We start from the raw sequence: 26,763 nt of genomic DNA, 5'->3' as shown, positions 1-26,763 counted from the left end.
TTTATATACCGGTTAGGGTCAGAGCGGTATATAAAAGACCCCTCTCCTGCCGGCTGTATATAAATAATGGTAACGGAAACGCCAACCGGTGACAATCCATATCGCAATATAGAGGTACAGTAAAAAAAAAAGACCCGCCACAGCGGTCTTTTACTTAAACTGATTCATATGATTTTTTTATAATCTCAATGGGGTGTTTTACTTTATCAACAGCCAGCTGATTAAGCTGGTTCTTACACATTCCGCATTCAGTTACAATATAATCTTTTGTGCTTTCTGAAATAGTCTGCCTCATTTCGTTTCCTATTCTCATAGACAATGGGTACTTTTCTTTCTTAAAACCAAATGTGCCGCACTGCCCGCAGCACCCGGCATCCATATCTTCAATCTTGAAATCCGGAATAAGCTCCAGTACATCCATAGCAGGGCTGCCCACTCCCTGGCCTTTCATATGGCAAGGAGAAAAATAACCGGCTTTCTCATTCAGAGAAGCTAATGACATGTTCAGTTCTCCTTCTTCATAAAGCTTTCTCAGATACTCTTCAGAACCGTAAATATTCTTAGAAACTTTGACAGCTTCTTCTGTTTTTAGGAACGCAGGGTAATCTTTTTTTAACGAGCTGGCACAGCTTGAGCATGTTGTGACGATATCATAACCTTCTTTAACGTATGATAGTAAAGAATCTGTATTGCTAAAGGCATTTTTCAGCCCCTGCTTCATCTGGCCGTTCGCAAACATAGGAACTCCGCAGCATTTCTGTTCCGGCAAAGCAACCTCTATACCGTTGTACTCCATCACTTTTATAAAAGCTTCTCCAACGTGGGGAGCATTATATGTGGTGTAACATCCTGAAAAAAAAGCCACTTTTCTCTCCGTCGTTGCTACTTTCTTTTTATATTTCTTTTTAAAATGATTATATCTGTATTCAGGAAATTGTCTTTCAGCGGGAATGTGCATAGTCCACTCCATCAGCTTTCTCGCAGGTTTTATTTTCATCACTTTATTTGTTACAGGGGCAAATGCCGAAGCAAGCTTTCCTACAAGCTCGGCCCTGCTCAGTGTTAAATCACGTAAATTCATACCCGAATTTTCAGCGTGTGCCGCTTTGCCGTATGCCGTTAACAAAGAGACATGGACTCCCTCCGGACATGACCTGTCACATGTTCCGCAAAGAGTACACAGCTCAATTGACGGTTCGTTTACAGTTATTTGATTATCAGTTAACCGTTTAAATTCAGGTCCCAGATGCTTCGGCCCTCCAAAATCCAATGAAACACCGGAAACCGGACAATTTACCGTACAGGCATTACATTTAAGACACTTATCGAAAGAATTATCTATTACGCTCCATTCCGGCATGCTTTTCCCCTCCTGGCGTCTTTTTTGATAAAGGAACTGAATAGCTTGTACAAATCGTATAGATTCCTCCTGCTATCCAAGTATCTGTCCAAGGAACCTTTTTTGTCCCTCCTGCATAATATACATTTCTTAATTTATGTTTACTTGTTCCATCTTTATTTACCGGCTGATTTATAGTCGTATCTCTAAGCCCGTCAGTTGTCAGTTCCAGTCCGCCCCCAATGACCCCTCCTGTAGCTATAACAAGTTTTTTCAGCTTGATCCCATCGTTTGCACCTTCTGTAAATAGTTCTGTCACTTTGTCATTTTTCACGTGGACTGAATGGCTGGTCTTATTCTCTATAAATCGAATCCCTTGGGTTACCGCATATTTTTTTAAAGCGGAATATAAACGGACAGCCGCCGCATTAGGAGGAAGCCCGGGCGCCTCTGTTACAATGCAGCTAAATGCCTCCTCCAGCTCCTGCATAACGAGCTGGGAGTTTTTGATTCCAAGACAGGATGGAAAAACCATCACATCGCACGACTTAACATTCTTTTTTTTCATTTCTTTCTTAAGGGCAGATATTAAGACCGCTCTTCCTGAAGCTTCGTCAAGCTGTCTGGCCACATCTGCCTGGGAAAGTACTCTCCCGGCTTTCAGGCCTAAATCTGCAGTAAGAGATGAAATTGACAAACCGGGATACTCTGTGAGCAGATTCTCTTTGACGTAGCGAGGCTGAAAATCGATGATCTCTTTTATCCCCGCTATAATTACGTCTCCTTCTTCAGGTATTTTGCTGACTGTATGCGGATAGAGGGCAGTTTCTTTTATAAACCCAGCCCCTGTTACTACAGGTGTAAGTTTATCAATAGAACCTCTATAAGGAATGCCTAATTTGCCAGTCAACGCTTTGAACCAGTCAGCCGCTTCTGACATTAGCGAATCAGAAATTTGTTCATTTTCGAAAAATAGCCGGGCACCTGTGAGGTTTTCAGATCTGCCCGGAAGCAAATCCATAAATGCGGTGGACTGAATGATTTTGCCGCTCCCTTTGGAGACCACAGCTACATGATAATTATTCTCTTTAGCGCGTATTGCTGTCAGCAGTCCTGCCAGCCCTTGACCAATGACGACGACATCATACATGAGCTTTCCCGCCTTTCTTAATACCAAGAGACACAGCAGTTACACCTTCCATCATTTTTAACTGCCTGTCTGTCGCCCCGTCCGCAACCACATTCATTCCCTTTTTTCTTTTATCCATTCCATCTGTTAAAGCTTCTGCCGCTTCCTTCCTGGAAGTGGCCTCTTTTTCCACTGCGAGAGCCGCTGTCCTGTGGTAGCAGTAGCTCCCTTGGCATGGACCCATTCCCAGTCTCGTTCTGCGCCGAAGGTCTTCCAGGTTAAAATGGTTACTTTGATTAAGGTATACCTGTATTTCGGCCCACGTGACTTGCTCGCATTCACAGACTACTCTGTTATCCTCTTCTAAGTTAGAGTGAATCTGGCTGCTGTTAATTCCTGCCCATGAACAGAGTTTCTGTTTAGCAAGAGCCGGTAAACTCGGATGCTTAAGAAATTCTTTGGATTGACGTGGGGGGACGGCAATTTCATGAGTGAGACAGCCTTGGTGCAGTCCAATTTTTTCACAAATTAAATCCGCCGTTTTTTCAGCCATATACCGAAAAGTAGTTAATTTTCCCCCGGTAATTGTAATAAACCCTTTTAGACCTTCACGCTTCTCATGATCAAGCAAAGCCATTCCCCTCGTCACGTTACGCCCGCTTAAGTCCTTTTCTCCTTCTTCCTCGAACAGCGGCCTGCTGCCGCTGAATGCTCTGATCGACCGTATGTCAGGAAGATTTGGAACCAATGCCTTTCCTTCTTCCACCATCTGTTCAAATTCTTCTCTTTCTAGTGAGGTGTCATCAGGTTTCTCCACATTTCGGCCTGTTGTTCCAAAAATGGTGACGTCATGGGCCGGCACAAAAATATCAGCATCACCCGGCATACGCAGCCTGTTTATAACTTGCTTATTTATCCTGTGATTTAAAACAGTAAGCATTCCTTTATTGTTAATCACTTTTAAAGGAATCTGGGCAAGTTTTGCAATTTCCGCCCCCCATGGGCCTGAGGCATTTACAATAATAGGCGCATGGATTTCTTTCTCCACGCCTGTATAACGGTCTCTGGCCACAATATAAGATACCTCTGCATTCTTAGTTTCAATTCGGCTGACGGTATGATAAGTCAGTAAACCTGCTCCCCTATTTAAAGCATCAGCGGCTACATCTGTCAGCATAGTAAAAGGGTCTACAGAAGCGTCAGGCACTCTGTAGACAGCTTCTGCTCTTTTATTTAAATATGGTTCCTGCCTGAAAGCCTCTTCTAAAGAGACCTCTTCAACAGGAATACCTGTTTCTTTGCACAAATTCACCCATTTATTGACATAATCATCGGGATCTTCAGGGATTTTTACAAATAGACCTCCAGTATGTTCAATAGAACCCGGCACTGTCTTCTTAAGAATAATATTTTCCCGGTAGCATTCTATTGCTGCCTCTTTATCTTTAACAGCATATCTTCCCCCTGAATGCAAAAGCCCATGATTTCTTGTAGAAGTTCCGTGGCCCAAATCAAATTGTTCAACAAGAATGGTTTTAATTCCCCTTAATGCCAGATCACGAAGGAGCCCGGTGCCTGTCATGCCGCCTCCTATAATTACCACTTCTGTTTCGAATTTTTCCCTCACTCTGATCCCCCCTGAAAGCTAATAGAGAAGCGATTTGTGAATGAATGAACATAACAAATAAAATAAAAGCCATAAAAGCTTAAGAGGCAAGTATCCCCGCTAAGCTTTTATGGCTTTCTCCTTTTCTCCAAGCCTCACTATTATATTATCTGACTTGAGCATAGCACAAATAATGAGTTAACAGCCGCCTGTCCGATGACGATATTGTGGCATTTAAGCGTTTATTCCAAAAAGTCTTTTAAACGTTTGCTTCTGCTCGGATGGCGCAGCTTTCTTAACGCCTTAGCTTCAATCTGGCGAATCCGTTCCCTCGTTACTCCGAATACTTTTCCTACTTCTTCAAGGGTCCGGGTTCTCCCATCATCTAATCCGAACCGGAGACGCAAAACGTTCTCTTCACGGTCTGTCAGTGTGTCAAGTACGTCCTCAAGCTGCTCTTTCAGTAATTCGTATGCCGCTGCATCTGAAGGGGCAAGAGCTTCCTGATCTTCGATAAAATCCCCTAAGTGAGAGTCGTCTTCTTCACCAATTGGTGTCTCCAAAGAAACCGGCTCCTGGGCTATTTTCAATATTTCCCTTACTTTATCAGGGGTCAATTCCATTTCTTTAGATACTTCTTCTGGTGTCGGCTCCCTTCCCAGATCCTGTAAGAGCTGGCGCTGGACTCTGATTAATTTATTAATCGTTTCCACCATATGAACAGGGATCCGGATTGTTCTCGCCTGGTCGGCAATCGCACGCGTGATCGCCTGACGGATCCACCAGGTTGCATAGGTACTGAATTTGTATCCTTTATTATAATCGAATTTTTCCACCGCTTTAATCAGTCCCATGTTTCCTTCCTGAATTAAATCCAGGAAGAGCATTCCACGGCCAACGTAGCGTTTAGCAATACTAACAACAAGACGTAAGTTTGCCTCTGCTAAGCGTCGTTTAGCTTCTTCGTCCCCATCTTCAATCCTCTTCGCCAGCTCAATCTCTTCAGAAGCAGAAAGCAAAGGGACACGCCCTATTTCTTTAAGGTACATACGCACCGGATCATTAATTTTTATTCCTGGAGGCACGCTTAAATCATTTAAATCAAAAGCTTCTTCCTTTTCGACCTGCTGGAGACTTGGCACCGTCTCATTATCATTCAATATTTCTACACCTTGCTCTCCAAGGTATTCAAAGAACTCATCCATTTGATCTGAATCCTGATCAAATGCACCTAACCTCTCGGTGATTTCTGCGTAGGTTAAGGTCCCCCTCTTTTTCCCTGATTCTACTAACTGGTCCTTAACTTGATCGATGGTTAAATCACCTTCCGCCATCGGGCGAATTGGTTTCTCAGCCATACGACCCCTCCTTCCTAAAGTTCACAACAATGTCCGAAATGTCTATTACTGTTCCTTCAACTCTTTATTGATTTTGACTATTTCCATTGCAATCAAAGCTGCTTCCTTATATTCTGCGACTTCTTCAGCTTTTTTTTGCTTTATTTTTAACTGCTCAATTTCTTTTCTTTTCGGAAATTGACGGAGTTGTTTTAAGTAATCGTTCAGCTCCTGCTCAGAAAGGTCAATATTAACCTTCTTCATTGCAAGTTCAGTGGTTATTTTCCGTAGATGTTTATCCTCTATACGTTCTATAAAATGAGAGGGATCAGGTTCATAGCCTTCTCCATAATAACTATAGATAAGTGCAGCAATAGCCTGATAAGCATCGTAATGAAATTCGCCGCCCACTTCCTTCTGTACCTGGTCCGCAATTGACCGGGACTGAAGCATAAGGGCGATAAGTTCCCTTTCAGCATTCTCATGGGCGGAAAGCATTTTTTTGGCCACGTTAAGGCTTTTCGTCTGCACGGCCTGGTAAACCTGACGCTTTTGCTTTTTTTGCTGTGATTTAATAACTTCAGTCTGCTCCTGCTTCAGAGCTTCAAGAGATAGAGAAAACTCATCTGCAAGCTGCCTTAAATAATAGTCTCTTTCAACAGCACGCGGGAGCTGACTTACAGCATTAACCATTTGTTCTATATAATTCAGACGGTCTCCTTCATTTTGAAGATTTTTACCCCGCCGGTAATACCTGAATTTAAATGCTGTAAATGTCATGTAATTTGAAATGACATCCTGCAAAAATCTTTTTGGCCCATGTTTCTGAATGTAGTCATCCGGATCATATCCTTCAGGAAGACTGGCTATAACCACTTCTGCTCCGGTATTTTGTAAAATCCGGGCATTTTTATAAGTCGCATTCATCCCTGCCTCATCAGAATCGTAACAGAGAATCACTCTGTCAGCATTTCTGCGAATCATTTTGGCCTGGTTCTCTGTCAAAGCAGTCCCCAAACCTCCTATGCCGTTGTCTATACCCGCTCGCCAGGAGGATATAACATCGACATACCCTTCGAAAAGCACTGCTTCATTTTTCTTTCTGATCGAAGGCCTGGCCTGATGAAAAAAATATAAATTGTCACTCTTATTAAAAACTTCCGATTCGGGACTGTTTAAATACTTAGGGTGGCCTTCGTTTAACACCCTTCCGCCAAAAGCGATCATATTACCACGGCGGTCCCAGATCGGAAACATAATTCTGTCTCTGAACCGGTCGTAAGGCTGACCATCCGATTCCCGCAAACCTACGAGGCCGCATTCAGCCATTTCCTCCATTTTAAAAGACCGTTTTTTTAAGAATTGAGAAAGAAAATCCCATGAATTCGGAGCATAACCAATCTGGAAATGATCAATCATTTCCTTGGTAAACCCTCTTTTCCTTAAATATTCACGTGCTTCTCTCCCTTCATCTGAAACCGTAAGGATATGGTGATAAAGTTTAGCCGCAAATTTGTGGCCCTCATACCAGTGCTTCATTTTGTCAGAAAGTTCCGGCTTGCGCCCGGCTTCCGTCTCAAGTACAGGCAAGGACACATTTGTTTGTGATGCTAACTTTTCTACCGCTTCTATAAAGCTGATCCCCTCTGTTTCCATAATGAAAGAGAATGCATTGCCCCCGGCTCCGCAGCCGAAACAGTGATATAACTGTTTATCAGGTGACACAGAGAAAGAAGGCGTTTTTTCACCATGAAAAGGGCACAGACCCACAAAGTTTCTCCCCTGCTTTTTCAATTGAACATATTCGCTAACGACGTCTACTATATCTAATGCCTGGCGAATTTCTTCGATTTTTTCTTCGGGAATACGTTGAGTCACATTTCTCACCAACTTTCTTCCCTTTTATTTAAAGGATGGCGTATATCCTTTCGCCTCCCCAATCAAATTTCCTGCCGGTCAGATAAAATTTTTTCGAGTTGGAACTGAAAAAATTCCCTATCTTCCTTCAGCATCTTTTTAGGGCCTTTCGTTTTTTTCCCCGCCCTTCTTCTTTTTGCATCGGCGTGCCTTCTATCCAGTAAAAAGTCAATCTCAAGGTCAGAGACCCTTGTCCCTCTCGGAGTAAGGACAGTTACCTGTTTAGCGAGAAGCAGCCCTGCTAAGCCCAGATCCTGAGTGACCACTATATCGCCCGGGCTCACTTGATTAGAAATAACCAGGTCTACTGCTTCCCTGTCCGGATCCGTGACTACTTCTTTTACATTTGGCGGGAAAGACTTCTTTCTGGAATGGGCGTAAGAAGAAACAAATACTACGTTAATATCGTACGCCATTGCACTGGATAAAATTTCTGACGTTACAGGACATCCGTCTCCATCGACAAAAATCTTGTTATTTTTTGTGTGCATCAATTGATAATTCTACACCCTTTTCAATAATCCTTCTTTTCTGCTTACTTTTTATATAACTTCTTGTTTCCCAATACCTGCCCTTACTATCTTTACCAAAAAAATCAAAAAAAGTCTTGACTTTTACAATTTATTCGTTCTCATGGGGTTTATGTTAGTAATTTTATAAAATTATCAAGTCACAATACTTCATTATAAAGGAAAATTGCTTTTTACGCTATAAATTTGTTTAAAATTAATTTGATAGGCGAAATTTTAAAATACTGGAAAGAAGGCAGGGATTCCATAGGGAGTTTTTTTATATGCCGTTTCACGTCCTGTGAAAACGCCAAAGTAACCACATCCGTGTGGAAGTTCGCTGTATTTTCTTTACCCGGGACTTGTCTCCAAGCCCCTGGGCAAGCGTCCGCCTGGCGGACTGAAATTACTGCCATTACTATTTATAATATTTAAGTACAAAAGCGAAAAACCGAACAAAATTATCTGATTTGTCCGGCTTTCTTATGATTTCTATTTTTTGTCCCAGCCTAGCCTTGAAGGTTACTTTTTTACCATGGCTTTTTCCATTAACTAATTATTATTGTTTTTGTGGACCAGCTGATAAATAAGGTTAGCCGTTTCTTCCACCGCTTTCGCAGAAACATCAATTACCTGACAGCCGATATCTTCCATAATTTTCTCAGAGTATCTCAATTCTTCTTCAATTCTGCTTATGGCAGCATAATTAGCCTTCTCTTTTAATCCCAGTGCTTTTAGCCTTTCTGTCCGAATCCCATTTAATTTCTCGGGACTGATTTTCAGGCCGATAACTTTTTCAGCAGATATTGAAAATAATTCCTCCGGCGGTTCCACTTCCGGTACAAGCGGAACATTCGCCACTTTAAGCCTTTTATGAGCTAAATATTGGGATAAAGGTGTTTTAGATGTTCTGGAAACTCCTATGAGCACAACATCCGCTCTTAAGATACCGCGAGGATCCCTTCCATCATCATATTTAACAGCAAATTCGATCGCTTCCACTTTGCGGAAATAATCCTCATCCAACGTATGCATCAATCCGGATTCATTTTTAGGGGCATCATTCAGCCGCTCCTGCATGATATTAATAAGCGGAGATAAAATATCATAGACAGGTATATTATTTTTGTCTGCTTGTTTAATTAAATGATTCTTCACTTCAGGCAAAACAACTGTGAAGGCGATGACTCCTTTATTGTCTTTCGCCTGGGCAATTACGTCATCCACTGTACTCAGGTCCTCTACATAAGGAATGCGGCGAATGACAGTCTTATCTTCATCAAATTGGCTCAGAGCGGCTTTAACTACCAGTTCAGCAGTTTCCCCAACTGAATCTGAAATAACATACACGATAGAATGGTTTAGTGAATTCATCATCCAGCCTCCTGCTATATAAAGTTTCGTTCTTTAAGTATGGATATCATCGTTCGCAATATAAACGAAAGCTTTTGTTACATTCGTTTTAGTTAATCTCCCTATGACTTCGTGATTAACTGTGCCGTTATCTTCTACTTCCCGGACCACGGGAAGTCCGTCAATCTGTTTGTTTATCAGTTTATTAGCCACTTCCAGCATAGAATCAGACGGTTTACAAGTCGTCACGTTCGGCATCCTGGTCATAATAATACTGATCGGCACGGATTCCAGATCCTGCTTACCCATACTTGCTCTCAACAAATCTTTTCGGGAGAGGATTCCAACAAGGTGCGCTTGTTTGTTAACAACAAATAAAGTACCCACGTCTTCAAGAAACATCGTACATATTGCATCATAGACAGAAGCTGATTCATTCACTACTACTGGAATAGACTGAAATTCTTTCACCGTCAGTTTTTTCATACGCTCATTAAAAAGCTGACCACCTGTTTTCCCTGTATAATAATAGCCTACACGCGGTCTCGCATCCAGGAACCCTGACATCGTTAAGATAGCAAGATCAGGTCTGAGTGTAGCCCGGGTGAGGGAGAGCCTTTCTGCAATCTGCTCTCCTGTAATCGGCCCGCTTTCTTTTACAATTTCTAAAATCTGTTCCTGTCTTTCATTCAGTTCCAATGCCTTCACCGTCCTCTACATTAAGGCAAACTTATTAATAACCTGGTATGTTTTATTATACCTTAACCGGTAACATTTCGAAAACGGTTCTAACTTTCCGAGTGAAATACGATCGCATTGAAGTCGGCAAATGATGTAATGATGTCAGAAACCATTGCCATTTGGGCTAAACGATTTTGTTTTAGTTCTTCATTGCTGGTCATTACCATTATATGGTCAAAATAATTATGAATGACCGGGGCAAATTCCTGTAATTCTTCATATGCTTCTTCTACTTTGCCTTCCTCTAACAAACCGCTTATAGATCCTTTTTTATTTTCAGCAAGATCATAAAGCGTTTTTTCCTGACTCTCTGTTAAAAGTGAAGAATCTACAGCTGTTTTTTGGCCAGCTGCTTTTTTGGATATGTTTGTTACTCTGCTGAAAGCTTCCACATCTTTTTTAAACGTCTCCGAAGCCAAGGTTTCCATTAAAAACTGGCCTTTTTGAACGATTGTATCTACTCTTCCGGCATTACTTTTTAAGACGGCGTCTACAACGTCATATCGTATGCCTTTATCCTGTAATAGATTTTTGTATCTTAATTTCACGAATTCAAGCAGATCCTTCAGTACGTCGTCTTTAGGACGTTTAATGATACCCAGCCCGGAAGCAAGGTCTAAAGCTTCTTCCATAAACCCAAGTAAATCAGTTTCCCAACTCTGATCGAGAAAAACCTGTAATACGGCTGCAGTCTGGCGTCTCAGACCATGAGGGTCCTGTGACCCGGTTGGAATATTTCCTATACCAAAACTCGTTACAAGAGTATCCACTTTATCAGCTGCACTGACGTAAGCCCCTATTGAATGAGAAGGGGTTCTGTCTCCTGATTGTTTAGGCAGATAATGTTCACGAATAGCGGCAGCTACTTCTTCAGGTTCTTCTGATTTAAGAGCATATTCTTCACCCATTCTCCCTTCCAGTTCAGGGAACTCATTGACCATATGAGTCACTAAATCAACTTTCGATAAGTGGGCAGCACGCCTTGTATATTCGAGCTCCTCTTTATTCGCACCGGCTTTCTCTGCTATTTTTACTGCAAGAATTTCAATTCTTCTTACTTTATCAGCAACCGATCCTAACTCTTCGTGATAGACGATCGATTCAAGACGCGGAAAATATGAATCAAACGGCTTTTTTAAATCTTCCTGGTAGAAAAATTCTGAGTCTGCGAGGCGGGCACGCAAAACTTTCTCATTTCCTTTTTGGACATTTTCCAAGTGACGGTGGTCCCCGTTTCTGACAGTTACAAAATAAGGAAGAAGATCTCCTGCATCATTTTTCACCGGAAAATAACGCTGATGCTCCCTCATTGAAGTGATGAGGACATCGTCAGGTACTTTCAAAAACCTTTCATCAAATGCCCCGTATAGAGCAGTCGGGTATTCAACTAAATTATTAACTTCTTCAAGTAACTCTTCATCAATTGGAATGGTCCATCCTTCATCATCTGCAAGCCGTTCTATTTGCGTGCGGATCGCCTGTTTTCTTTCTTCGGGCTGAACGATAACGTGTTCCTGCAATAATTGACGGCTGTAGTCGGACGCTTCTTGCAGTTCCACTTTTGAACCAAGAAAACGATGCCCGTACGTCGTATTTCCGGTTTTAACATTCGTGATCTCAAAAGGAATCACTTCATTTCCGTATAAGGCTACAAGCCATTTGATCGGGCGTACAAACCTAAGCTCATTAGTACCCCACTTCATATTCTTCGGAAATGGAATGCTTAAAATGACATCTTTTAATTCAGGAAGGAGATTTTGTACAGGTTCTCCTGCTGTAAACTTTTTCACATGCACATAGTCTTCGCCTTTAACCTCTTTAAAATAAAGGTCCTCTACAGTCACTCCCTGGCCTCTTGCAAACCCGTGGGCTGCTTTAGACCATTCTCCTGCTTCATCCAGTGCTATTTTTTTGGAAGGTCCTTTTGCCTCTTCTTCACTATCTTCCTGCTTTTCTACTAAAGCGTGGATAAGAACCGCCAACCTTCTCGGTGTAGCGAAGGTTTCTACTTTATCAAAGCTCAGACGGGATTGGTTAAGCCACTGTTCTGTCCGCTCCTGAAATTCGTTTAAAGCTTTTGTTACAAATCTTGCAGGCATTTCTTCAAGACCTATTTCGACGAGCATTGATCGGTTATTCATTCAAATCGGCCTCCTTTACTTTTAACATTGGAAATCCAAGATCTTCTCTTATGCTGTAATACTGTCTGGCGCAATTTCTGGCCAAATTTCTGACTCTGCCAATATAGCCCGTTCTTTCAGTTACTGAAATAGCCCCTTGAGCATCAAGTAAGTTAAAGACATGGGAACACTTAAGTACATAATCGTAAGACGGAATAACCAGTTTGTCATCCAGTGCTCTTTGAGCTTCTTTTTCATACATGTTAAACAATTGGAACAGCATAGCTGCATCAGCTGTTTCAAAAGAATATTTAGATTGTTCATATTCATTCTGCAAAAAGACATCGCCGTAAGTGAATCCATTAACCCACTCAAGATCATACACATTCTCTTTATCTTGAATATAAGAAGCGAGCCTTTCAAGCCCGTAAGTTATTTCAACAGAGACCGGATTCGCATCAAGGCCTCCAACCTGCTGGAAGTATGTAAATTGGGTAATCTCCATACCATCTAGCCAGACTTCCCAACCCAGTCCCCAGGCAGCCAGCGTAGGGGCTTCCCAGTTGTCTTCTACAAAACGTATATCATGCTCTTCAGGTTTAATGCCCAATTGTTTTAAGCTTTCTAAATATAACTTCTGGATATTATCCGGTGAAGGTTTCATGATGACTTGAAACTGGTGATGCTGATATAGCCTGTTTGGGTTTTCCCCGTATCTTCCATCAGTCGGTCTTCTGGACGGTTCCACATAGGCTACATTCCAAGGTTCAGGCCCAATACTCCGCAGGAAGGTCATGGGATTCATCGTCCCTGCTCCCTTTTCAACATCATAAGGCTGTAAAATTAAGCAATTTTGTTCTCCCCAAAACTTTTGTAATGTGAGAATCATCTCTTGAACATTCATTTGCTTCCCTCCATGTTATTAATCAGTTTTTAAACTCCGTATTGCTATTAGCACACATAAATAAAAAACTCCCGTCTCTATACCCTTAAAGGATATAGGGACGAGAGTTACCCGCGGTTCCACCCTATTTGCACTGACAGATCTGTAAGTGCCGCTTTAATACTATGCTCCGGAACGCCTTCCTTATCATCAATATGCTCAGCTTCCACCGTCCTGAGCTCGCTTAACCAGTTATATTGAGGGGATAAGTACTACTCTCCTTCAACGCATTAATTATTATCTGATTTGCTTATTTACAAATCTTACTCAAAAACCGCTTAACTGTCAACGTCCGGCTGCGAAAATCGCGTCATTTGATCTAAAAACCGTTTAGATTTAAGTTTAATACCCACGTATTCCTGATAATATAACTCCAGAACTTCTTTAAGCTGTTTTTTTGTCTGCTCTTTAACAGAAATTTGCCCGATCCTTGCGGGGTTTATTTGCTGAAACAGCCTTAATAGCTTCATAACAGCTGGCGAAACTCTCAAATGATAGTCATCATTAGCGAGACATTGTGTACAAAGGGCTCCGCCAAACCTTAAAGAAAACATAAAAGGCAAATCTGTATTTCCGCAATTGGCACACTCATGAAGGGTGGGTGAAGAGCCTGAATAAGTGAGCATTTTTGTTTCTAAAATCCGAAGCAGAATTTCCCCGTCATCGCCTTCGTTCAGGTGATGTAACAGCTGATAAAGCAATTCGAAGAGATAAGGGTTTTTATCCTGATCTTCAGTAAGCCTGTCTATCAGTTCGACCATCACTGCGCCATATGCTGTTACCATGAGGTCGCTTCGCACATCTCTGAATGAATCTATAATATCAGCCTGATTCAACGTGCCAATACCTTTTGACTTCTGGTAAATAAAAGTGCCATACACAAAAAGCTGCGAGACAGAAGCAAAGCGGCTTTTCGGCCGCTTTGCTCCTCTGGCCATTAGTGCTGTCTTTCCGTTTTCCCTTGAATAGACAGTAAGAATTTTATTTGTCTCGCCGTAATCGTTCGTTCTTATTATTATTCCTTCTATTTTTTTTAACAAATCCGCCACCTGCCATTTCTAGGTGAGCAAAGGTCATTAATGAATGAGTGACTCATTCTCTTCAGAATAAATCTCATCTTCCGGTAATGCGCTTTCGTCCCCCTCTTGGGACATTTCTTTATATAACAGATAAGATTCCACGTTGCCTGTTTTGGAGAATACATGCCAGGATAACTGCCGCATAGGAATGCTCCACCTTTCTTTGTACAGACGTAATTGTTTACCTGTTATGATGACCTGCTGCGCTTTTTTTAATGTCAAGGAAATATTGACAGTTTTAATTTCTGGTTTGAGGTATATTTTTGAGAGTAGCAGACCTTAGTATTCTTCTTCATCATAGCCAAAATTCTTTAAATACTTCGGTTTGTTTCTCCAGTCTTTTTCTACCTTCACCCACAGTTCCAGAAATATTTTGGAACCGAGAATATTTTGAATATCTTCTCTCGCCAGCTTGCCTATTTCTTTCAGCATTTTGCCTTGTTTTCCGATAATAATACCTTTCTGTGAGGATCTTTCCACTACAATAACAGCCCCCACATACACGGTTTCACTGTTTTCTCTTCTCTTTATCTGCTCAATTTCAACAGCAATAGAATGCGGGATTTCCTCATGAGTCAGATGAAGCACTTTCTCACGAATCATTTCAGACATTAGAAACCTTTCCGGATGATCGGTAACCTGATCTTCCGGGTAAAACTGCGGACCTTCTTCAAGATAAGCATAAACCTGCTCCAGCAATGCTGGAACATTATTCCCTTGTAACGCAGAAACAGGGATTACTTCTTTAAATGGAAATAAGCTCATATATTCCTCAATAAGCGGGAGAAGCTGATCCGGGTGGATTTCATCAATTTTATTGATAATGAGAAAAACCGGCGTGTCAATGTTTTTAAGGCGCTCAATAATAAATTCGTCTCCGCGCCCTTTCCCCTCTTTGGCATCAACAAGGAATAAAACGACATCCACTTCCCGAAAAGTGTTTTGAGCTACACGTGTCATAAAGTCTCCTAAACGGTGTTTAGGTTTATGGATCCCAGGCGTATCAATGAATACTATTTGTCCTCTTTCCTCCGTATAAACCCCTTGAATTCTGTTTCTTGTTGTTTGGGGCTTATCGCTCATTATAGCAATCTTCTGTCCTAAAACCTGATTTAACAAGGTTGATTTACCTACATTAGGCCGCCCGACTAACGCAGCAAACCCTGATTTTTGTGTCAGAGACTGATTAGTCATGCAGATCCTCCGGTGAAAAAGCCCCCGGCAGTAAATCTTCTACTGTCCATTCTGCCGTGTTTCCTTTTAAGTTAGTGAGAAAAACTTTTGTATGAGGCTGCAAGAGCTCAGACATCACCTGGCGGCACGCCCCGCACGGAGAGACGGGTCCATCTGTATCAGCTGCAACAGCAATAGCATCAAACTCGCGGACCCCTTCAGAAACAGCTTTAAAAATAGCTGTTCTTTCTGCACAGTTACACATACTGTATGCAGCATTTTCTATATTGCAGCCCCTGTACACCGTCCCGTCTTTTGAAAGCAGTGCTGCTCCTACCTGGAAACGTGAATATGGCACATAAGCTTGTTTTCTTGATTCGACCGCTTCTGATAATAATTGTTCTTTATTCATAGCTATCACCTCAATTAATATTTAATACGCTAAAAAAACAGTTTAATGATGTGAGGGATAAAGATCATAGCCCCGGTTGCCACAGCAGTTAAAGCAAAAACAAAAACGGCGCCTGCTGCTGCATCTTTAATAACTTTTGCCCGCTCATCATAAGTTTGTACAATCAGGTCCACTAAATGCTCTACAGCAGTGTTTATAAGCTCCAGGCCAATGACCGCCCCAATAACCACAGCTAAAACAGCCTGCTGCTCTATTGGTATTTGCAGTAATTGAGCTGATATAAAAACTGCGGCAGCAACCAGTACGTGAATACGAAAGTTTTGTTCGTGCTTCCATGTATGCTGTATTCCTTTACACGCATAATAAAAGCTTTTTTTCAGCCGCGTCCAGGAGACAAAAGGCCTGTTATTTTTTGAGGCCATGTTTTTGAAGAATATCCTCTTGTTTAGTAAACATTTGTTTTTCCTGTTCTTCTGATTCATGCTCATATCCAATTAAATGCAAAAACCCGTGAACAGCCAAAAAACAAAGTTCTCTTTCGAATTGGTGGCCATATTCCGCAGCCTGAGCTTTAGCGCGCGGCAAAGAAATAATAATATCCCCCAAAAGATTGGGTGCTTCCGGATGGTCTAAAGTTTCATCTCCTTCATCCAAAGCAAACGACAGCACGTCCGTAGGACGGTCTTTGTCACGGTATTCTTTATTAAGCACCTGAATCCTTTCATCGGAGACGAAAGTAACTGAAATTTCTGTATTCCGGCCTATACTTTCATAATTAAGGGCGGTTTCCAAAACACTTTGAACCAATTTTTGTTCTTCCTCTGATAATAGCTCCGTTTCATCGATCATATCAATAACATACTCGTTCATGAATTGGCCTCCTTTTCCTCCAGATCGTCAACCGGATATTCAATTCGTGAATGAAACGTCCCCTGCAATGTTTCACACATAGTAGCAGCAGCTGTTTTCAGCTCTTTAAAGGTAACATCACACTCATCAAACTGCCCATCTTCCAGCCGGTCCAGCATAATTTTTTTAACCAGTCCTTCGATTTTTTCTTTTGTCGGATTCGGCATGGAACGGACTGCCGCTTCCACACAATCTGCAAGACCTACAATAGCTGCTACTTTCGTTTGGGCTTTAGGCCCGGGATATCTGAAATCTTCTTCTTTAACTTTATCTTCAGACTCCTTGGCAGCTTTATGGTAGAAATATTTTAATAACGTCGTACCGTGATGCTGTTCAGCAATGTCAATAATTTCTTTAGGAAGTTTGTATTGTTTTAGCATTTCCGAACCATCATACGGATGAGAAATAATGATCGTCTTGCTTAGCTGCGGTGATATTTTATCATGTGGGTTTTCAATTTTCATTTGGTTTTCTATAAAGAAATGAGGACGTCTTGTTTTTCCTATATCATGGTAATAGGCTCCCACTCTTGCAAGTAAACCATTCGCCCCAACTGATTCACAAGCAGCCTCGGCCAAATTTGCAACTATGACGCTGTGATGGTAAGTTCCTGGAGCTTCCAGCAGGATTTTTCTTAAAAGAGGATGGTTAGGATTTGACAGTTCAATTAATTTAGTCGTAGATAAAATGCCGAAACCCGTTTCAAAAAAAGGCAGGAGACCAAGCGCCAGGACCACCGATAAAAACCCGGCTAAGGCAGCGAAGCCCAGGTTAGAGCTGATTTCCATCCAGCTGTATTGAGCATTTTTAAGCATCAAAATGGAAGTCACTACCAAAATGTTAATAACAGCTACAAAGAAGCCGGTCTGCAGCATTCTGATTATACGCTGGGACTTGCCTAAAAAGAAAACACCTGCGACCCCGCTGAAAAAGATATATATGCCGTGAGTAAAATTTACCACACCTGCCGCTTCCTGATTAAACATAATGCTGGCGATTATAGCAAAGATAATACTCGAAAATAACGCCACCCTGGACTGAAGGAGCGTCGTAATAAGCATCGTGCCCATCGCTACAGGTGCTATAAACGTAAGTCCGTGGACATCCGTTCCATGCATAAGACTAATCACTTTTAAAATTACCAAAGTCAGCGCATAAATAACTCCATACATCAGTAAATGAGTATTATTAGACTGGAGAGTCGTTTTAGCATCATTTAAATAAAAAGCAAGCATAGATATTAATAATACTATAATAATTCCCAATCCAATATATGGGTAAACCATCGGCACTTCTTCGGTTAATCCTACTAACGAGAGCTTTTGATATATCTCTGCCGTAATAACCTGGCCTTCCTCAACCAGGAGCTCCCCTTCCCTGATAATAACTGGTTCAACCACTTCTGCCGCTGTGTGCCTTGCGTCCTCTGTGGCTTCTTCATCCAGCATATAATTGGCGGTGATGCCAAACCGGGCAATTTCTGCCATGGCTCTTAAAAGCTGGGGATCAACTGCTGAAATATCAACTTTTCTTTCTGCTCTGTCTCTTGCTTCATCAACTTCATCCATCTGCACTTCATCATTCATAACATCATAGACAGCACTGGCAGTCGTTTCCTGAGCCATTTGCAGATCTTCAGGTGAAGCATCTAACAGCGATAACAGGGCAGTATCAGAAAGATTGTTGACCGTTTCTCCAGGAAGCATTTCCTTTAATCTATCCAGCTGTTCTTCAAGTGACATATCTTCAGTTACAGAGTCCGGCTCATTCTCATTTATCGTTTCCTCGTTAAACTCGTCTTCACTGCCGGCAGCTTGAAGCTGAACTTGTTCTACTGAGCTGAAAATATCCTGTATTCGCTCTATTTGATTCTGAGCATACCTTGTTTTAGTTGAATAAACAGGGTCTACAGCATCATATGCTTCCTGTTGCAGCCGTTCGGTTTCCTGTTTATTTTCTATTGTGAGAGGAGAACGTATATCCTGCTCTGAAATTGCCCCTTGCTCCACTTCCAGAGTTTCCGGCATTACATTACTCACTAACAATCCATATGTAAGCATACCTAATAAAACAAATAAAAAAATCCGAATATACCGGTGTTTTTTTAAATTCCTCCACCAGCCTTGATGATCAATGGAAAACCTTTTAGCCATCATTCCCACCCACTTTTCTCTTAGCCCCTGTGTAAACATTTTTAATAAGACGCCAAGCCCCTCCTGTTTTTCCTTTCCAAAGGCTAGCCGGCTCCAGTCTGTCCCTTAGTTTAACAGTCCTTCCTGCTTTCAGACCAGCCTGCACGTCTTGTCCAGACTTGCCTATGGACTGAGCTGATACATTTCGGTATTTAGTATGATTTCCCAGCTTACCAACAGCTTTTTTACAGGCTCACCTTTAACCGCCAATTGACTTAAAAAGCGCAAGGTGCCTGCTGAATAGCCAGAGACACCTGTGAAATATATTTATTTATTCATATTTTCATCCTTCATCCTCTTCTTCATAAGCATCTATAATTTTTTGAACGAGTGAATGACGGACCACATCAGAAGACTCAAGATGAATAAAAGAAAGACCGTCCACGTTTTTAAGGATATTTAATGCCGTTTTTAATCCCGACATTTTTCCTTTAGGAAGATCAATTTGAGTCAAATCTCCTGTGATCACCATTTTCGAACCAAAGCCTAGTCGTGTTAAAAACATTTTAATTTGTTCTGAAGTAGTGTTTTGGGCCTCATCCAGTATAACAAATGAATCGTCAAGTGTTCTTCCTCTCATATAAGCTAATGGAGCAATTTCTATTGTTCCTCTTTCAATTAACCTCTCTGTATGCTCTGCTCCCAATAAATCATGCAGGGCGTCATACAAAGGGCGCAAATAAGGGTCTACTTTCTCTTTAAGATCTCCTGGCAGGAATCCTAAGCTTTCCCCTGCCTCCACTGCCGGACGTGTCAGCACGATACGTTTGACCTGCCCTTCTTTTAAAGCGTGGACAGCCAGGACAACAGCTAAATAGGTTTTTCCTGTTCCGGCAGGACCTATTCCGAAAACGACATCATTTTTACGAATAGCAGCGACATAATGCCTTTGCCCAAGCGTTTTTGCTAAAATAGGTTTCCCTTTTGCCGTAAGAGTTATTTTATCTTCATATAAATCAGCCATTTCATCCAGCATGCCCCTGTCTTCAAGCTGGGCAGCATAAGCTACATCGCGTTCTTTTACGGATATTCCGTTTCGGATCAGTTTTAACAGCATTTTCAGGATATTTTTCACTTTTTCAATGGCATCATTCTCACCGTAAATGGTCACTTCTTCGCCGCGTGTTAAAATAGAGACTGAAAAAGTTTCTTCCAGCCTTTTTAAGTGTTTATCATTCGGTCCGAATAACGCTTGTACTTCATTCGCTTCTTGTAATGGTAATTCAATAGTTAAATTAGTATCTTTCAATCGTCTCAGTCTCCTTGAATAACCGGCTGTTTAACCGCAATATCATCTATTACCCGAAAGTGTAATAATACTTTTACTTTACCACCCTCTACGGTCTGGTGCAAAACTTTTTCATCTTTGATTTCTGCTTCTTCAGATAAACGCTGAAGAAGGGTTTTAACAGCTTCTTCTTTAGCAATATCGGCTGCTTTTTCTTTTGCCCTCCGCTCCTCTACTTCCAGCAAATCATACTGATTACGGATCTCGTAAGCAAGCGGAAGACTGATTCCAAAAGGCTCCCACTTTTTTACAAGTGTGTCTTCATATATATTATCCGATTTAAGTCCTTTAAAACCCCAAAATGGGATTCTCACGTCCCACAGTTTTAAGGCATGTTTCCGTTGTATTTCACCTGTTACAGTTTCTACTGCTAAGTTAAGCGGCACCTTAACATTTATTTTATACCACGACTCTCCCCTGACCCTTCCTTCTGCAGCCACCCGTTTGTAGTTGTCTTCTTTTCCAATTAAGCCTGAGACAAGGATGTCCCCTTTTTCCACAAACTGATTAGGTTCCACCATCGGCTTTCCTTTTTCTACAAATAAATCATGAATAACAGCTTTACGTGCTGCTACGAGGTGCGCTGGTCCCGATCGCTGCTTTTCCTCTACAATTTCCCGCTCCACTACTTGAAAATGAAGGGCAGAGCCTTGTTTAGTGACTCCCACCCATGTCACTTTATCAAGTTCATTCATAATATTTTCCTGGATTTTTTCAGGGGGCGGGAGAAAATAGTGCAGTTTTCCTTTCTTAATACCCATATCACTTATGGCTGATCTTAATTCATGTTCCAGATGCGGCTCTGCCCCGTCTATCGTTATACTCCACACCATATTTGAAAGCAGAATAAGAGCGAAAATAAAAGCAGCCAGACCTGCCAGCATCCCTTTTCGCTTTGTAATTCTTTTGAGTATAAAAGGGGCGCCTCTTTTCTCTATAAAATAAATCTTACAAGGGAAGTGCTTGGCCAATTTTTTAAGTTTGGAAAGATCTGCTAACATAACATTAGCAGTAAACATGCTGTCAGTCTCAAACTGAATTCCCCATATTATTACACCGCGTTCTGTACACTCATTAATAAATGATTCAGCTGTTGTACCGGATACTCTGATTTTCATATAACCTGCAGCTCGGTGCACCCATTCGTTTCTCATAATTACCTCCGCTTCAGAAAAATTCAATTAGGCTTATCTGAATAATGAATATGATTAATAACTCCTTCAAGCAAAATTTCTTCAGGTAAAATCGATTTAATAATAAATCCCTCGCCTTGAATAATAATTTGCCCTTCAGTCATAGCCAGTCTCAGTTCTTTATCTGTAAACCGAATGACGCCCTGGTGATTCTCAATGTAAACATGAAGATGACCTACCATTGTCAGCCTTGGTAAATCCATTACTACATCGGCAGGCAGGTCCATTTGGTCTACCATCCATTTTTTAATCCATGTTTGGAATTTTTTCATGCTGAACCTCCCCTTCACTCATATGTATGACTGTGTCTGGTAAGCTATCACCTAAAATATTGGGTAAAATAAGGGCACAAGCCTGACTGAAATAATACGGTGAAATAACAAGAGAATGGGACAAAACTTTTATTAGACATTTTATAACGTGGGTCACTTTACCAATATTAAATAGGCTCAGCTTTATTGATTGAAGGACAGAAGGTGGCGACGCCCAAGGGAGTAAGCGCAAGCTGAAGATCCAATTCAACGAAGCTCCAGGCTGACTTGAATTTAGCTAAAGACGAGCCCCTGGGCAAGAGTCCGCCTGGCGGCTGAAATCACTTCTTTTCTCAAAAAAGAACAGCCGAACAAAATTTTCTAATTTTGTTCGGCTTTCTTTATGGTAACTATTCTTTTGTCCCCGCCTCAGGAGGTTTTAATTTCACCTTTAAACCCTTTATAAAGTTTAGCGTTATTTAAATTAATGGCGGTAAACTCTATTGTTAATTTTTGCTCCGAGATGCTCCCTTTTCAGAGGACAGGCACTGGTTTACCTTTTACAAAACCAAACTAAAAAAGAGACTTGCACTGATTAGCCAGTACAAGTCCCTTTTAATAAATTGTTTATTTTCTTCGGGCTTTAGGTTTCCCTAAAATTTCTGCCCATATAACACCTTTTATTGCTTCTTCACGTGAAACATTACTGAAGTCCAGCCGGACTTTCTCTTTCCCGCGCGTTAAATCACCCTCAAAAATCGGTGAATTTTCAATTTTATCAGTTTGCTCTGATGCACGTTTTTTACGGCTTTGTATTCTTTCATACCTTTCGTGCAGTTCGCGGTTAGATCTGCTGAGCTCTTTTTCAGCATCTCTCGGAAGGGAAGACACCCTTCTCTCCGCCTCTCTTTTATTTTCTTCTCCTCCGCGGGTGACCGTCGGCTGAGGCTGAGTAGGCCGCTCTTCCTGCCTGAAAATGTCTTTCCAGTCTACTTCGTTTTCTCTCCTGGAAGGAGCCGATTCAGGTGATGACTGGTCTCTTTGCTGCTGAGGCCGTCGCGGCCCCTTTTTTTCTTCTTCTTCACTTCTCCCGCGTCCTTGAATAAAACTCAAAATAGCGGCGATTATGAAAAAGAGAAGGAGCGGTGATTCCAGCAGCAGATTAAATAATCCTTCCATTTATAACGCTCCTTTCCTTAAAGGACCAAAAGGGGAGTGCCAAACGTGATTAACGGCGGCGGCGGTCTACAGGGTTTGTCCCTTCTTCGTCCTCACCATCATCAGTCGCTTTACCGATTGAGTCTCTCATATCTGTATCGGCTTTAATATTGTTAAAGTTCATGTAATCCATAACACCAAGGTTACCGGACCGTAACGCTTCAGACATTGCCATAGGTACTTCAGCTTCAGCTTCTACAACTTTGGCGCGCATTTCTTCAACTCTGGCTTTCATTTCCTGCTCTTGAGCCACAGCCATTGCGCGTCTCTCTTCGGCTTTAGCCTGGGCAATTTTCTTATCTGCTTCTGCCTGGTCTGTTTGAAGACCGGCTCCGATATTTTTACCAATATCAATATCCGCAATATCAATTGATAAGATTTCAAATGCTGTACCCGCATCAAGGCCTTTTTTCAAGACAGTCTGTGAAATCATATCCGGGTTTTCAAGAACTTCTTTATGATTAGTAGCCGAACCAATTGTCGAGACAATACCTTCACCTACACGGGCAATAATTGTTTCTTCACCGGCACCACCGACGAGACGGTCTATATTCGCACGGACCGTAATACGTGCTTTAGCTTTCACTTCAATACCATCCATTGCCACACCTGCAATAAACGGTGTTTCGATTACTTTTGGGTTAACGCTCATTTGAACGGCCTCAAGGACATCCCGCCCTGCCAGGTCAATGGCAGCACATCGTTCAAATGTTAAATCAATATTGGCTCTTTGGGCTGCAATTAATGCATTTACGACCCTGTCCACGTTACCTCCGGCCAGGTAATGGCCTTCCAGTTTATTCGTACTAATATCAAGTCCGGCTTTAACCGCCTTGATTAATGGGTTGACAACCCTGTGCGGGATAACACGGCGGAGCCTCATCCCAACCAGCTGGAAAATACCAACTTTTACTCCTGCTGCCCATGCTGAGATCCATAAAGCCACAGGTACAAAAGTAAATAGTACTGCAAAAGCAACAATGATAAGGGCGAGCCCTATCCAGATCCCTATTTCTTGTGTAATCATGTGTTTTCCTCCTTCTTCTCATTCGACTCATCATTTTTTTCGGAAATTTCCCGGACAACTATACGTGATCCTGCCATAGAAATAACCTTAACTTTCCTTCCTTGTTCAATATATCCTCCCTCGGATACAACGTCAAGTCGTTCGTCATTAATAATCGCAGTTCCTGAAGGTCGAAGGACAGTTAAAGCTTCTCCTGTCTGCCCTATAATTTCTTCTCTGTTTTCGTTAGAGACATACCCGAGTTCAGTTTTCGTCTGATCACTTAAAATTACTCTTCTGAATGGCCCCTTGTAACTTGCATATTTAAAGAAAATAACTGAGGCTATCACTGTTATAATTAACGCGATCGTGACTGAAATCATAATATTTACAGTGGAATAGGAGCTAAGAACTAAACTTCCCACCACGCCTCCTATTCCAAGAATGCCAAAGATTCCGAAGCTCGGCGAGAATATTTCCACGAGTATCAGGATGACTCCGATCCCAAATAAAATGACGGCTTCCCAGCCGGCAAAACCTGCTACAAGATGACCAAAGAAAAATAGAAATAAAGCAGATGCCCCCATAATACCCGGGATGCCAAAACCGGGAGAATACAGCTCAAGCACAAGACCTAAGCTTCCAATAGAGAGCAGGATAGGTATGACCACAGGATGAGTCACAAATCGGGCAAGCTGCTCAGCAAAACTTACTTCCGTTTCTTTAATTTCCGCATTTTCCATGCCAAGGTAATCAAGAAGCTCTTCGCGGTTCTCTGCTGTTGCTTCTGCATAGCCTGCTTCGAGAGCCTGGCCTGGTGTCAACGTTAAGAGTTCTCCTTCGCCCGCGCCATACTCCGGGAGATCTATTCTGGAATCAGCCATGGCGAGCGCAAATTCAGGGTCTCTGTCATTTAATTCTGCCGCTTCTCTCATGCTGGCCAGCCAAGCCGACTGCGCTTTTTCATCAGCCGCACTTCCTGTTCCATCAATAACAGCAGCTGCACCCATCCTCGTTCCAGGAGCCATAACTATCTCATCGGCATTCAGAGAAATATAAGCGCCTGCAGACAAAGCATCCCCCACTATAAAAGCGGTCGTCGGTGTTTCTGCATTCCTTACTAAAGATGCAATATTACCAGCCGCATCTACAAAACCGCCCGGTGTATGAACTTCAAAAACTATATGATCTGCTCCTTCTTCCTCCGCAGTTTGGATTGAACGGTTTAAAAAAGCTTCCAGTCCCCGCTCCACTTCTTTCTCAACCGGAATAAAATAAACAAGCTCCCCTTCTCCTCCGCTTTCCGCACTTAATGGTCCACTAATAAACAAAGCAAAAGCTGAGATAATCAAAGCCGCGTAAACGAAGATTCGAAAGTTCATCATTTGACTCCCCCCTTTTTAGAGATGTCCTTAATAAAGATATAATGATACATTTACGTACCAGTATTATTTAAAGTTTCATTTTTTAAGAAACATCTGTCTCTTTCTGTTATTTTACCTATTTTGTCTTTAAATTAAAAATAATATGATGTATTTTATAATTATTTCACCCTGTGTCGCCCCGCTCGTTTTCAGTGACAAACTGCCAATCATCAACAGGGCTTAAACATACTCTTAAAGCTTCATTTTACAAACAAATAATCCAGTTGAATAATCAGAGGACGGCTCGGGAAGGCCTAAAAAAAAGAAACTGACGCAGCGGCCAGCTTCTTGTGTAATTAATTGGCATCATCAAGATTTTTTAAATAGTCTCTCGTTTTTTCTGTCCCCAGCTCGTAAATCAACTGGAATAACTCTCTTACTTCATCTTGAAATTCATTTTTATCCATGTCATCCTGATACTCATCAAACGGCCTTACAAAAATATGCTCCTGTATCACATCGTTCTTGTTCACCTGAGCTATTAACTGTTCCAGTTGCTGTTTTTCCTGTTCATCTGCCTCAACTTCATACTGGACAGTTCTTGTATCAGTTTTTACCGGTTGAAGTCTGATATAGCTTCCACCATGCCAAGCTACGTAAAATAACTTTTTAGCCATTGGTATCCTCCTTCATCATAAGTCATAGATGTAGATACCCTTAATTGGCAAAAAATATTCATCTTGCTTCCACCGTTATTAAAAGATGCCCGCTATGACACCTGAAAAATTCATTTATGGATTTGGGGATTGTGATGAACTATCCACTGCAGTTACCCAAAAATAAAAACGCCCTGTATATTACAAGGCGTTTCGTACATTATGATAAAGACTGTTGGACAAGCTCTTTTACTTTTGAACCATCTGCGCGGCCTTTTACTTTAGGCATAATAGCGCCCATCACTTTTCCCATATCTGCTTTCGATTCAGCCCCAACTTCTTCAATAGTTTCATTAACCACTTGCTGGAGCTCCTCTTCAGTCAGCTGTGACGGCATATATTCAGTTAATATCTGAATTTCAGCATTGGTTTTATCAGCAAGATCCTGACGGTTTGCTTGTTCAAATTCATGGAGGGATTCTTTACGTTGTTTCATCTCACGATTAAGAACCGTTAAGATTTCATCCTCAGTAAGTTCTTTTCCCTTATTAATTGATTCATTCTGTATAGAAGATTTCACCGAACGAATAACCAAGAGGCGTTGCTTCTCTTTATTCCGCATCGCTTCTTTCATATCTTCGTTAAGCTGATCAAGAATAGTCAAAGAACTGACACCCTCTCATTAGAACTTACGTTTACGAGCTGCTTCAGACTTTTTCTTACGCTTAATGCTCGGTTTTTCATAATGCTTTCGCTTCTTAACTTCCGCCATCGTACCTTCCTTAGACATCGTTTTCTTAAAGCGACGAAGAGCAGCATCGATAGACTCATTTTTACGTACACGAGTTTCTGCCATTCTGTATCCCTCCCTCCGAACAACCAATCGAAACATGCGAAATTAGCATGTCTTTGTTGATTATATACGAATGGGAACTTATGGTCAACTTATGAGCACTAAATAGATGTTAAAAATTTAAAATAAGTGATTAGTCATCCTTGTCCACCTTTCCCCATATAGTGGTTTTGAG

The 26,763-nt window shown here is 41.6% G+C and carries 26 protein-coding genes and 1 other annotated feature; all 26 genes read right to left on the bottom strand.

Features of this window, described 5'->3' with window-relative positions:
* Positions 1–154: 154 nt before the first annotated feature.
* Complete coding sequence (locus tag K8O68_RS17740) at positions 155–1,360, bottom strand: anaerobic glycerol-3-phosphate dehydrogenase subunit C (RefSeq protein ID WP_230898116.1); 1,206 nt, start codon at positions 1,358–1,360, stop codon at positions 155–157.
* The gene (locus tag K8O68_RS17735) at positions 1,335–2,489 is read right to left on the bottom strand and encodes an FAD-binding protein (protein WP_230898115.1); all 1,155 of its coding nucleotides are present in this window, start codon (positions 2,487–2,489) and stop codon (positions 1,335–1,337) included. The genes K8O68_RS17740 and K8O68_RS17735 overlap by 26 nt, the downstream gene beginning before the upstream one ends.
* A complete protein-coding gene (gene glpA / locus K8O68_RS17730) occupies positions 2,482–4,095 on the bottom strand; it encodes an anaerobic glycerol-3-phosphate dehydrogenase subunit GlpA (RefSeq protein ID WP_230898114.1) in 1,614 nt (537 codons plus the stop codon). Before glpA ends, K8O68_RS17735 begins: the two co-directional genes overlap by 8 nt.
* A gap of 221 nt (positions 4,096–4,316) precedes the next feature.
* A complete protein-coding gene (gene rpoD, locus K8O68_RS17725; protein ID WP_230898113.1) occupies positions 4,317–5,432 on the bottom strand; it encodes an RNA polymerase sigma factor RpoD in 1,116 nt (371 codons plus the stop codon).
* A gap of 45 nt (positions 5,433–5,477) precedes the next feature.
* The gene (gene dnaG, locus K8O68_RS17720; protein WP_370640545.1) at positions 5,478–7,298 is read right to left on the bottom strand and encodes a DNA primase; all 1,821 of its coding nucleotides are present in this window, start codon (positions 7,296–7,298) and stop codon (positions 5,478–5,480) included.
* 53 nt (positions 7,299–7,351) lie between these two features.
* Entirely contained in the window at positions 7,352–7,819 is a 468-nt protein-coding gene (locus K8O68_RS17715; RefSeq protein ID WP_230898284.1) for a DUF188 domain-containing protein, read from the bottom strand.
* A 570-nt stretch (positions 7,820–8,389) separates the two neighbouring features.
* The gene (locus K8O68_RS17710; protein ID WP_370640544.1) at positions 8,390–9,214 is read right to left on the bottom strand and encodes a pyruvate, water dikinase regulatory protein; all 825 of its coding nucleotides are present in this window, start codon (positions 9,212–9,214) and stop codon (positions 8,390–8,392) included.
* A gap of 30 nt (positions 9,215–9,244) precedes the next feature.
* Complete coding sequence (gene ccpN, locus K8O68_RS17705) at positions 9,245–9,889, bottom strand: transcriptional regulator CcpN (RefSeq protein WP_235788546.1); 645 nt, start codon at positions 9,887–9,889, stop codon at positions 9,245–9,247.
* Between the two features lie 89 nt (positions 9,890–9,978).
* Entirely contained in the window at positions 9,979–12,072 is a 2,094-nt protein-coding gene (gene glyS, locus K8O68_RS17700; protein WP_230898111.1) for a glycine--tRNA ligase subunit beta, read from the bottom strand.
* Complete coding sequence (glyQ, locus tag K8O68_RS17695) at positions 12,065–12,955, bottom strand: glycine--tRNA ligase subunit alpha (RefSeq protein WP_230898110.1); 891 nt, start codon at positions 12,953–12,955, stop codon at positions 12,065–12,067. The genes glyS and glyQ overlap by 8 nt, the downstream gene beginning before the upstream one ends.
* 93 nt (positions 12,956–13,048) lie before the next feature.
* Positions 13,049–13,229, bottom strand: a binding site (T-box leader).
* Positions 13,230–13,272: 43 nt separating this feature from the next.
* Positions 13,273–14,034: a DNA repair protein RecO gene (gene recO / locus K8O68_RS17690; RefSeq protein ID WP_230898109.1), complete on the bottom strand. Its 762-nt coding sequence runs from the start codon at positions 14,032–14,034 to the stop codon at positions 13,273–13,275.
* Positions 14,035–14,070: 36 nt separating this feature from the next.
* Entirely contained in the window at positions 14,071–14,217 is a 147-nt protein-coding gene (locus K8O68_RS17685; protein ID WP_230898108.1) for a YqzL family protein, read from the bottom strand.
* Positions 14,218–14,352: 135 nt separating this feature from the next.
* A complete protein-coding gene (era, locus tag K8O68_RS17680; RefSeq protein ID WP_230898107.1) occupies positions 14,353–15,267 on the bottom strand; it encodes a GTPase Era in 915 nt (304 codons plus the stop codon).
* Positions 15,260–15,658 (bottom strand): cytidine deaminase, encoded by a 399-nt coding sequence (locus K8O68_RS17675; protein WP_230898106.1) that lies wholly within the window; start codon positions 15,656–15,658, stop codon positions 15,260–15,262. The genes era and K8O68_RS17675 overlap by 8 nt, the downstream gene beginning before the upstream one ends.
* Positions 15,659–15,687: 29 nt before the next feature.
* Positions 15,688–16,080 carry a diacylglycerol kinase gene (locus tag K8O68_RS17670; RefSeq protein ID WP_230898105.1) on the bottom strand — a complete coding sequence of 131 codons (393 nt, stop codon included), beginning with the start codon at positions 16,078–16,080 and terminating at the stop codon, positions 15,688–15,690.
* Entirely contained in the window at positions 16,064–16,528 is a 465-nt protein-coding gene (ybeY, locus tag K8O68_RS17665; protein ID WP_230898104.1) for an rRNA maturation RNase YbeY, read from the bottom strand. Before ybeY ends, K8O68_RS17670 begins: the two co-directional genes overlap by 17 nt.
* Positions 16,525–18,723, bottom strand: a complete 2,199-nt coding sequence (locus tag K8O68_RS17660; RefSeq protein ID WP_370640543.1) for an HD family phosphohydrolase — start codon at positions 18,721–18,723, stop codon at positions 16,525–16,527. Before K8O68_RS17660 ends, ybeY begins: the two co-directional genes overlap by 4 nt.
* 319 nt (positions 18,724–19,042) lie before the next feature.
* Positions 19,043–20,008 carry a PhoH family protein gene (locus K8O68_RS17655; RefSeq protein WP_230898103.1) on the bottom strand — a complete coding sequence of 322 codons (966 nt, stop codon included), beginning with the start codon at positions 20,006–20,008 and terminating at the stop codon, positions 19,043–19,045.
* Between the two features lie 5 nt (positions 20,009–20,013).
* Positions 20,014–21,201, bottom strand: a complete 1,188-nt coding sequence (yqfD, locus tag K8O68_RS17650) for a sporulation protein YqfD (RefSeq protein WP_230898102.1) — start codon at positions 21,199–21,201, stop codon at positions 20,014–20,016.
* Positions 21,202–21,224: 23 nt separating this feature from the next.
* Positions 21,225–21,512: a sporulation protein YqfC gene (gene yqfC, locus K8O68_RS17645; RefSeq protein ID WP_230898101.1), complete on the bottom strand. Its 288-nt coding sequence runs from the start codon at positions 21,510–21,512 to the stop codon at positions 21,225–21,227.
* A 606-nt stretch (positions 21,513–22,118) separates the two neighbouring features.
* On the bottom strand, positions 22,119–22,670 hold the full coding sequence (locus tag K8O68_RS17640; RefSeq protein WP_230898100.1) for a hypothetical protein: 552 nt from the start codon (positions 22,668–22,670) through the stop codon (positions 22,119–22,121).
* 49 nt (positions 22,671–22,719) lie between these two features.
* On the bottom strand, positions 22,720–23,736 hold the full coding sequence (gene floA, locus K8O68_RS17635) for a flotillin-like protein FloA (RefSeq protein WP_230898099.1): 1,017 nt from the start codon (positions 23,734–23,736) through the stop codon (positions 22,720–22,722).
* Entirely contained in the window at positions 23,733–25,100 is a 1,368-nt protein-coding gene (locus tag K8O68_RS17630; protein ID WP_230898098.1) for an NfeD family protein, read from the bottom strand. The genes floA and K8O68_RS17630 overlap by 4 nt, the downstream gene beginning before the upstream one ends.
* Positions 25,101–25,435: 335 nt before the next feature.
* Positions 25,436–25,756: a hypothetical protein gene (locus K8O68_RS17625; protein ID WP_230898097.1), complete on the bottom strand. Its 321-nt coding sequence runs from the start codon at positions 25,754–25,756 to the stop codon at positions 25,436–25,438.
* 199 nt (positions 25,757–25,955) lie between these two features.
* Positions 25,956–26,399: a GatB/YqeY domain-containing protein gene (locus K8O68_RS17620; RefSeq protein ID WP_230898096.1), complete on the bottom strand. Its 444-nt coding sequence runs from the start codon at positions 26,397–26,399 to the stop codon at positions 25,956–25,958.
* Positions 26,400–26,417: 18 nt separating this feature from the next.
* Complete coding sequence (gene rpsU / locus K8O68_RS17615) at positions 26,418–26,591, bottom strand: 30S ribosomal protein S21 (RefSeq protein WP_093047857.1); 174 nt, start codon at positions 26,589–26,591, stop codon at positions 26,418–26,420.
* Positions 26,592–26,763 lie beyond the last annotated feature (172 nt).

The organism is Salipaludibacillus sp. CUR1 (genome assembly GCF_021028955.1).
Taxonomy (GTDB): domain Bacteria; phylum Bacillota; class Bacilli; order Bacillales; family Salisediminibacteriaceae; genus Salipaludibacillus.
This window is presented reverse-complemented; position numbering and strand designations above follow the sequence as displayed.

Excerpts from the sequence above, each read along its gene's own strand:
- K8O68_RS17740 (WP_230898116.1), bottom strand. The coding sequence starts at position 1,360 with ATGCCGGAATGGAGCGTAATAGATAATTCTTTCGATAAGTGTCTTAAA.
- K8O68_RS17735 (WP_230898115.1), bottom strand. The coding sequence starts at position 2,489 with ATGTATGATGTCGTCGTCATTGGTCAAGGGCTGGCAGGACTGCTGACA.
- rpoD (WP_230898113.1), bottom strand. The coding sequence starts at position 5,432 with ATGGCTGAGAAACCAATTCGCCCGATGGCGGAAGGTGATTTAACCATC.
- K8O68_RS17715 (WP_230898284.1), bottom strand. The coding sequence starts at position 7,819 with ATGCACACAAAAAATAACAAGATTTTTGTCGATGGAGACGGATGTCCT.
- K8O68_RS17710 (WP_370640544.1), bottom strand. The coding sequence starts at position 9,214 with ATGATGAATTCACTAAACCATTCTATCGTGTATGTTATTTCAGATTCA.
- glyS (WP_230898111.1), bottom strand. The coding sequence starts at position 12,072 with ATGAATAACCGATCAATGCTCGTCGAAATAGGTCTTGAAGAAATGCCT.
- glyQ (WP_230898110.1), bottom strand. The coding sequence starts at position 12,955 with ATGAATGTTCAAGAGATGATTCTCACATTACAAAAGTTTTGGGGAGAA.
- K8O68_RS17685 (WP_230898108.1), bottom strand. The coding sequence starts at position 14,217 with ATGCGGCAGTTATCCTGGCATGTATTCTCCAAAACAGGCAACGTGGAA.
- era (WP_230898107.1), bottom strand. The coding sequence starts at position 15,267 with ATGACTAATCAGTCTCTGACACAAAAATCAGGGTTTGCTGCGTTAGTC.
- K8O68_RS17675 (WP_230898106.1), bottom strand. The coding sequence starts at position 15,658 with ATGAATAAAGAACAATTATTATCAGAAGCGGTCGAATCAAGAAAACAA.
- K8O68_RS17670 (WP_230898105.1), bottom strand. The coding sequence starts at position 16,080 with ATGGCCTCAAAAAATAACAGGCCTTTTGTCTCCTGGACGCGGCTGAAA.
- ybeY (WP_230898104.1), bottom strand. The coding sequence starts at position 16,528 with ATGAACGAGTATGTTATTGATATGATCGATGAAACGGAGCTATTATCA.
- K8O68_RS17660 (WP_370640543.1), bottom strand. The coding sequence starts at position 18,723 with ATGATGGCTAAAAGGTTTTCCATTGATCATCAAGGCTGGTGGAGGAAT.
- yqfD (WP_230898102.1), bottom strand. The coding sequence starts at position 21,201 with ATGAGAAACGAATGGGTGCACCGAGCTGCAGGTTATATGAAAATCAGA.
- yqfC (WP_230898101.1), bottom strand. The coding sequence starts at position 21,512 with ATGAAAAAATTCCAAACATGGATTAAAAAATGGATGGTAGACCAAATG.
- K8O68_RS17640 (WP_230898100.1), bottom strand. The coding sequence starts at position 22,670 with ATGGAAGGATTATTTAATCTGCTGCTGGAATCACCGCTCCTTCTCTTT.
- floA (WP_230898099.1), bottom strand. The coding sequence starts at position 23,736 with ATGATTACACAAGAAATAGGGATCTGGATAGGGCTCGCCCTTATCATT.
- K8O68_RS17630 (WP_230898098.1), bottom strand. The coding sequence starts at position 25,100 with ATGATGAACTTTCGAATCTTCGTTTACGCGGCTTTGATTATCTCAGCT.
- K8O68_RS17625 (WP_230898097.1), bottom strand. The coding sequence starts at position 25,756 with ATGGCTAAAAAGTTATTTTACGTAGCTTGGCATGGTGGAAGCTATATC.
- rpsU (WP_093047857.1), bottom strand. The coding sequence starts at position 26,591 with ATGGCAGAAACTCGTGTACGTAAAAATGAGTCTATCGATGCTGCTCTT.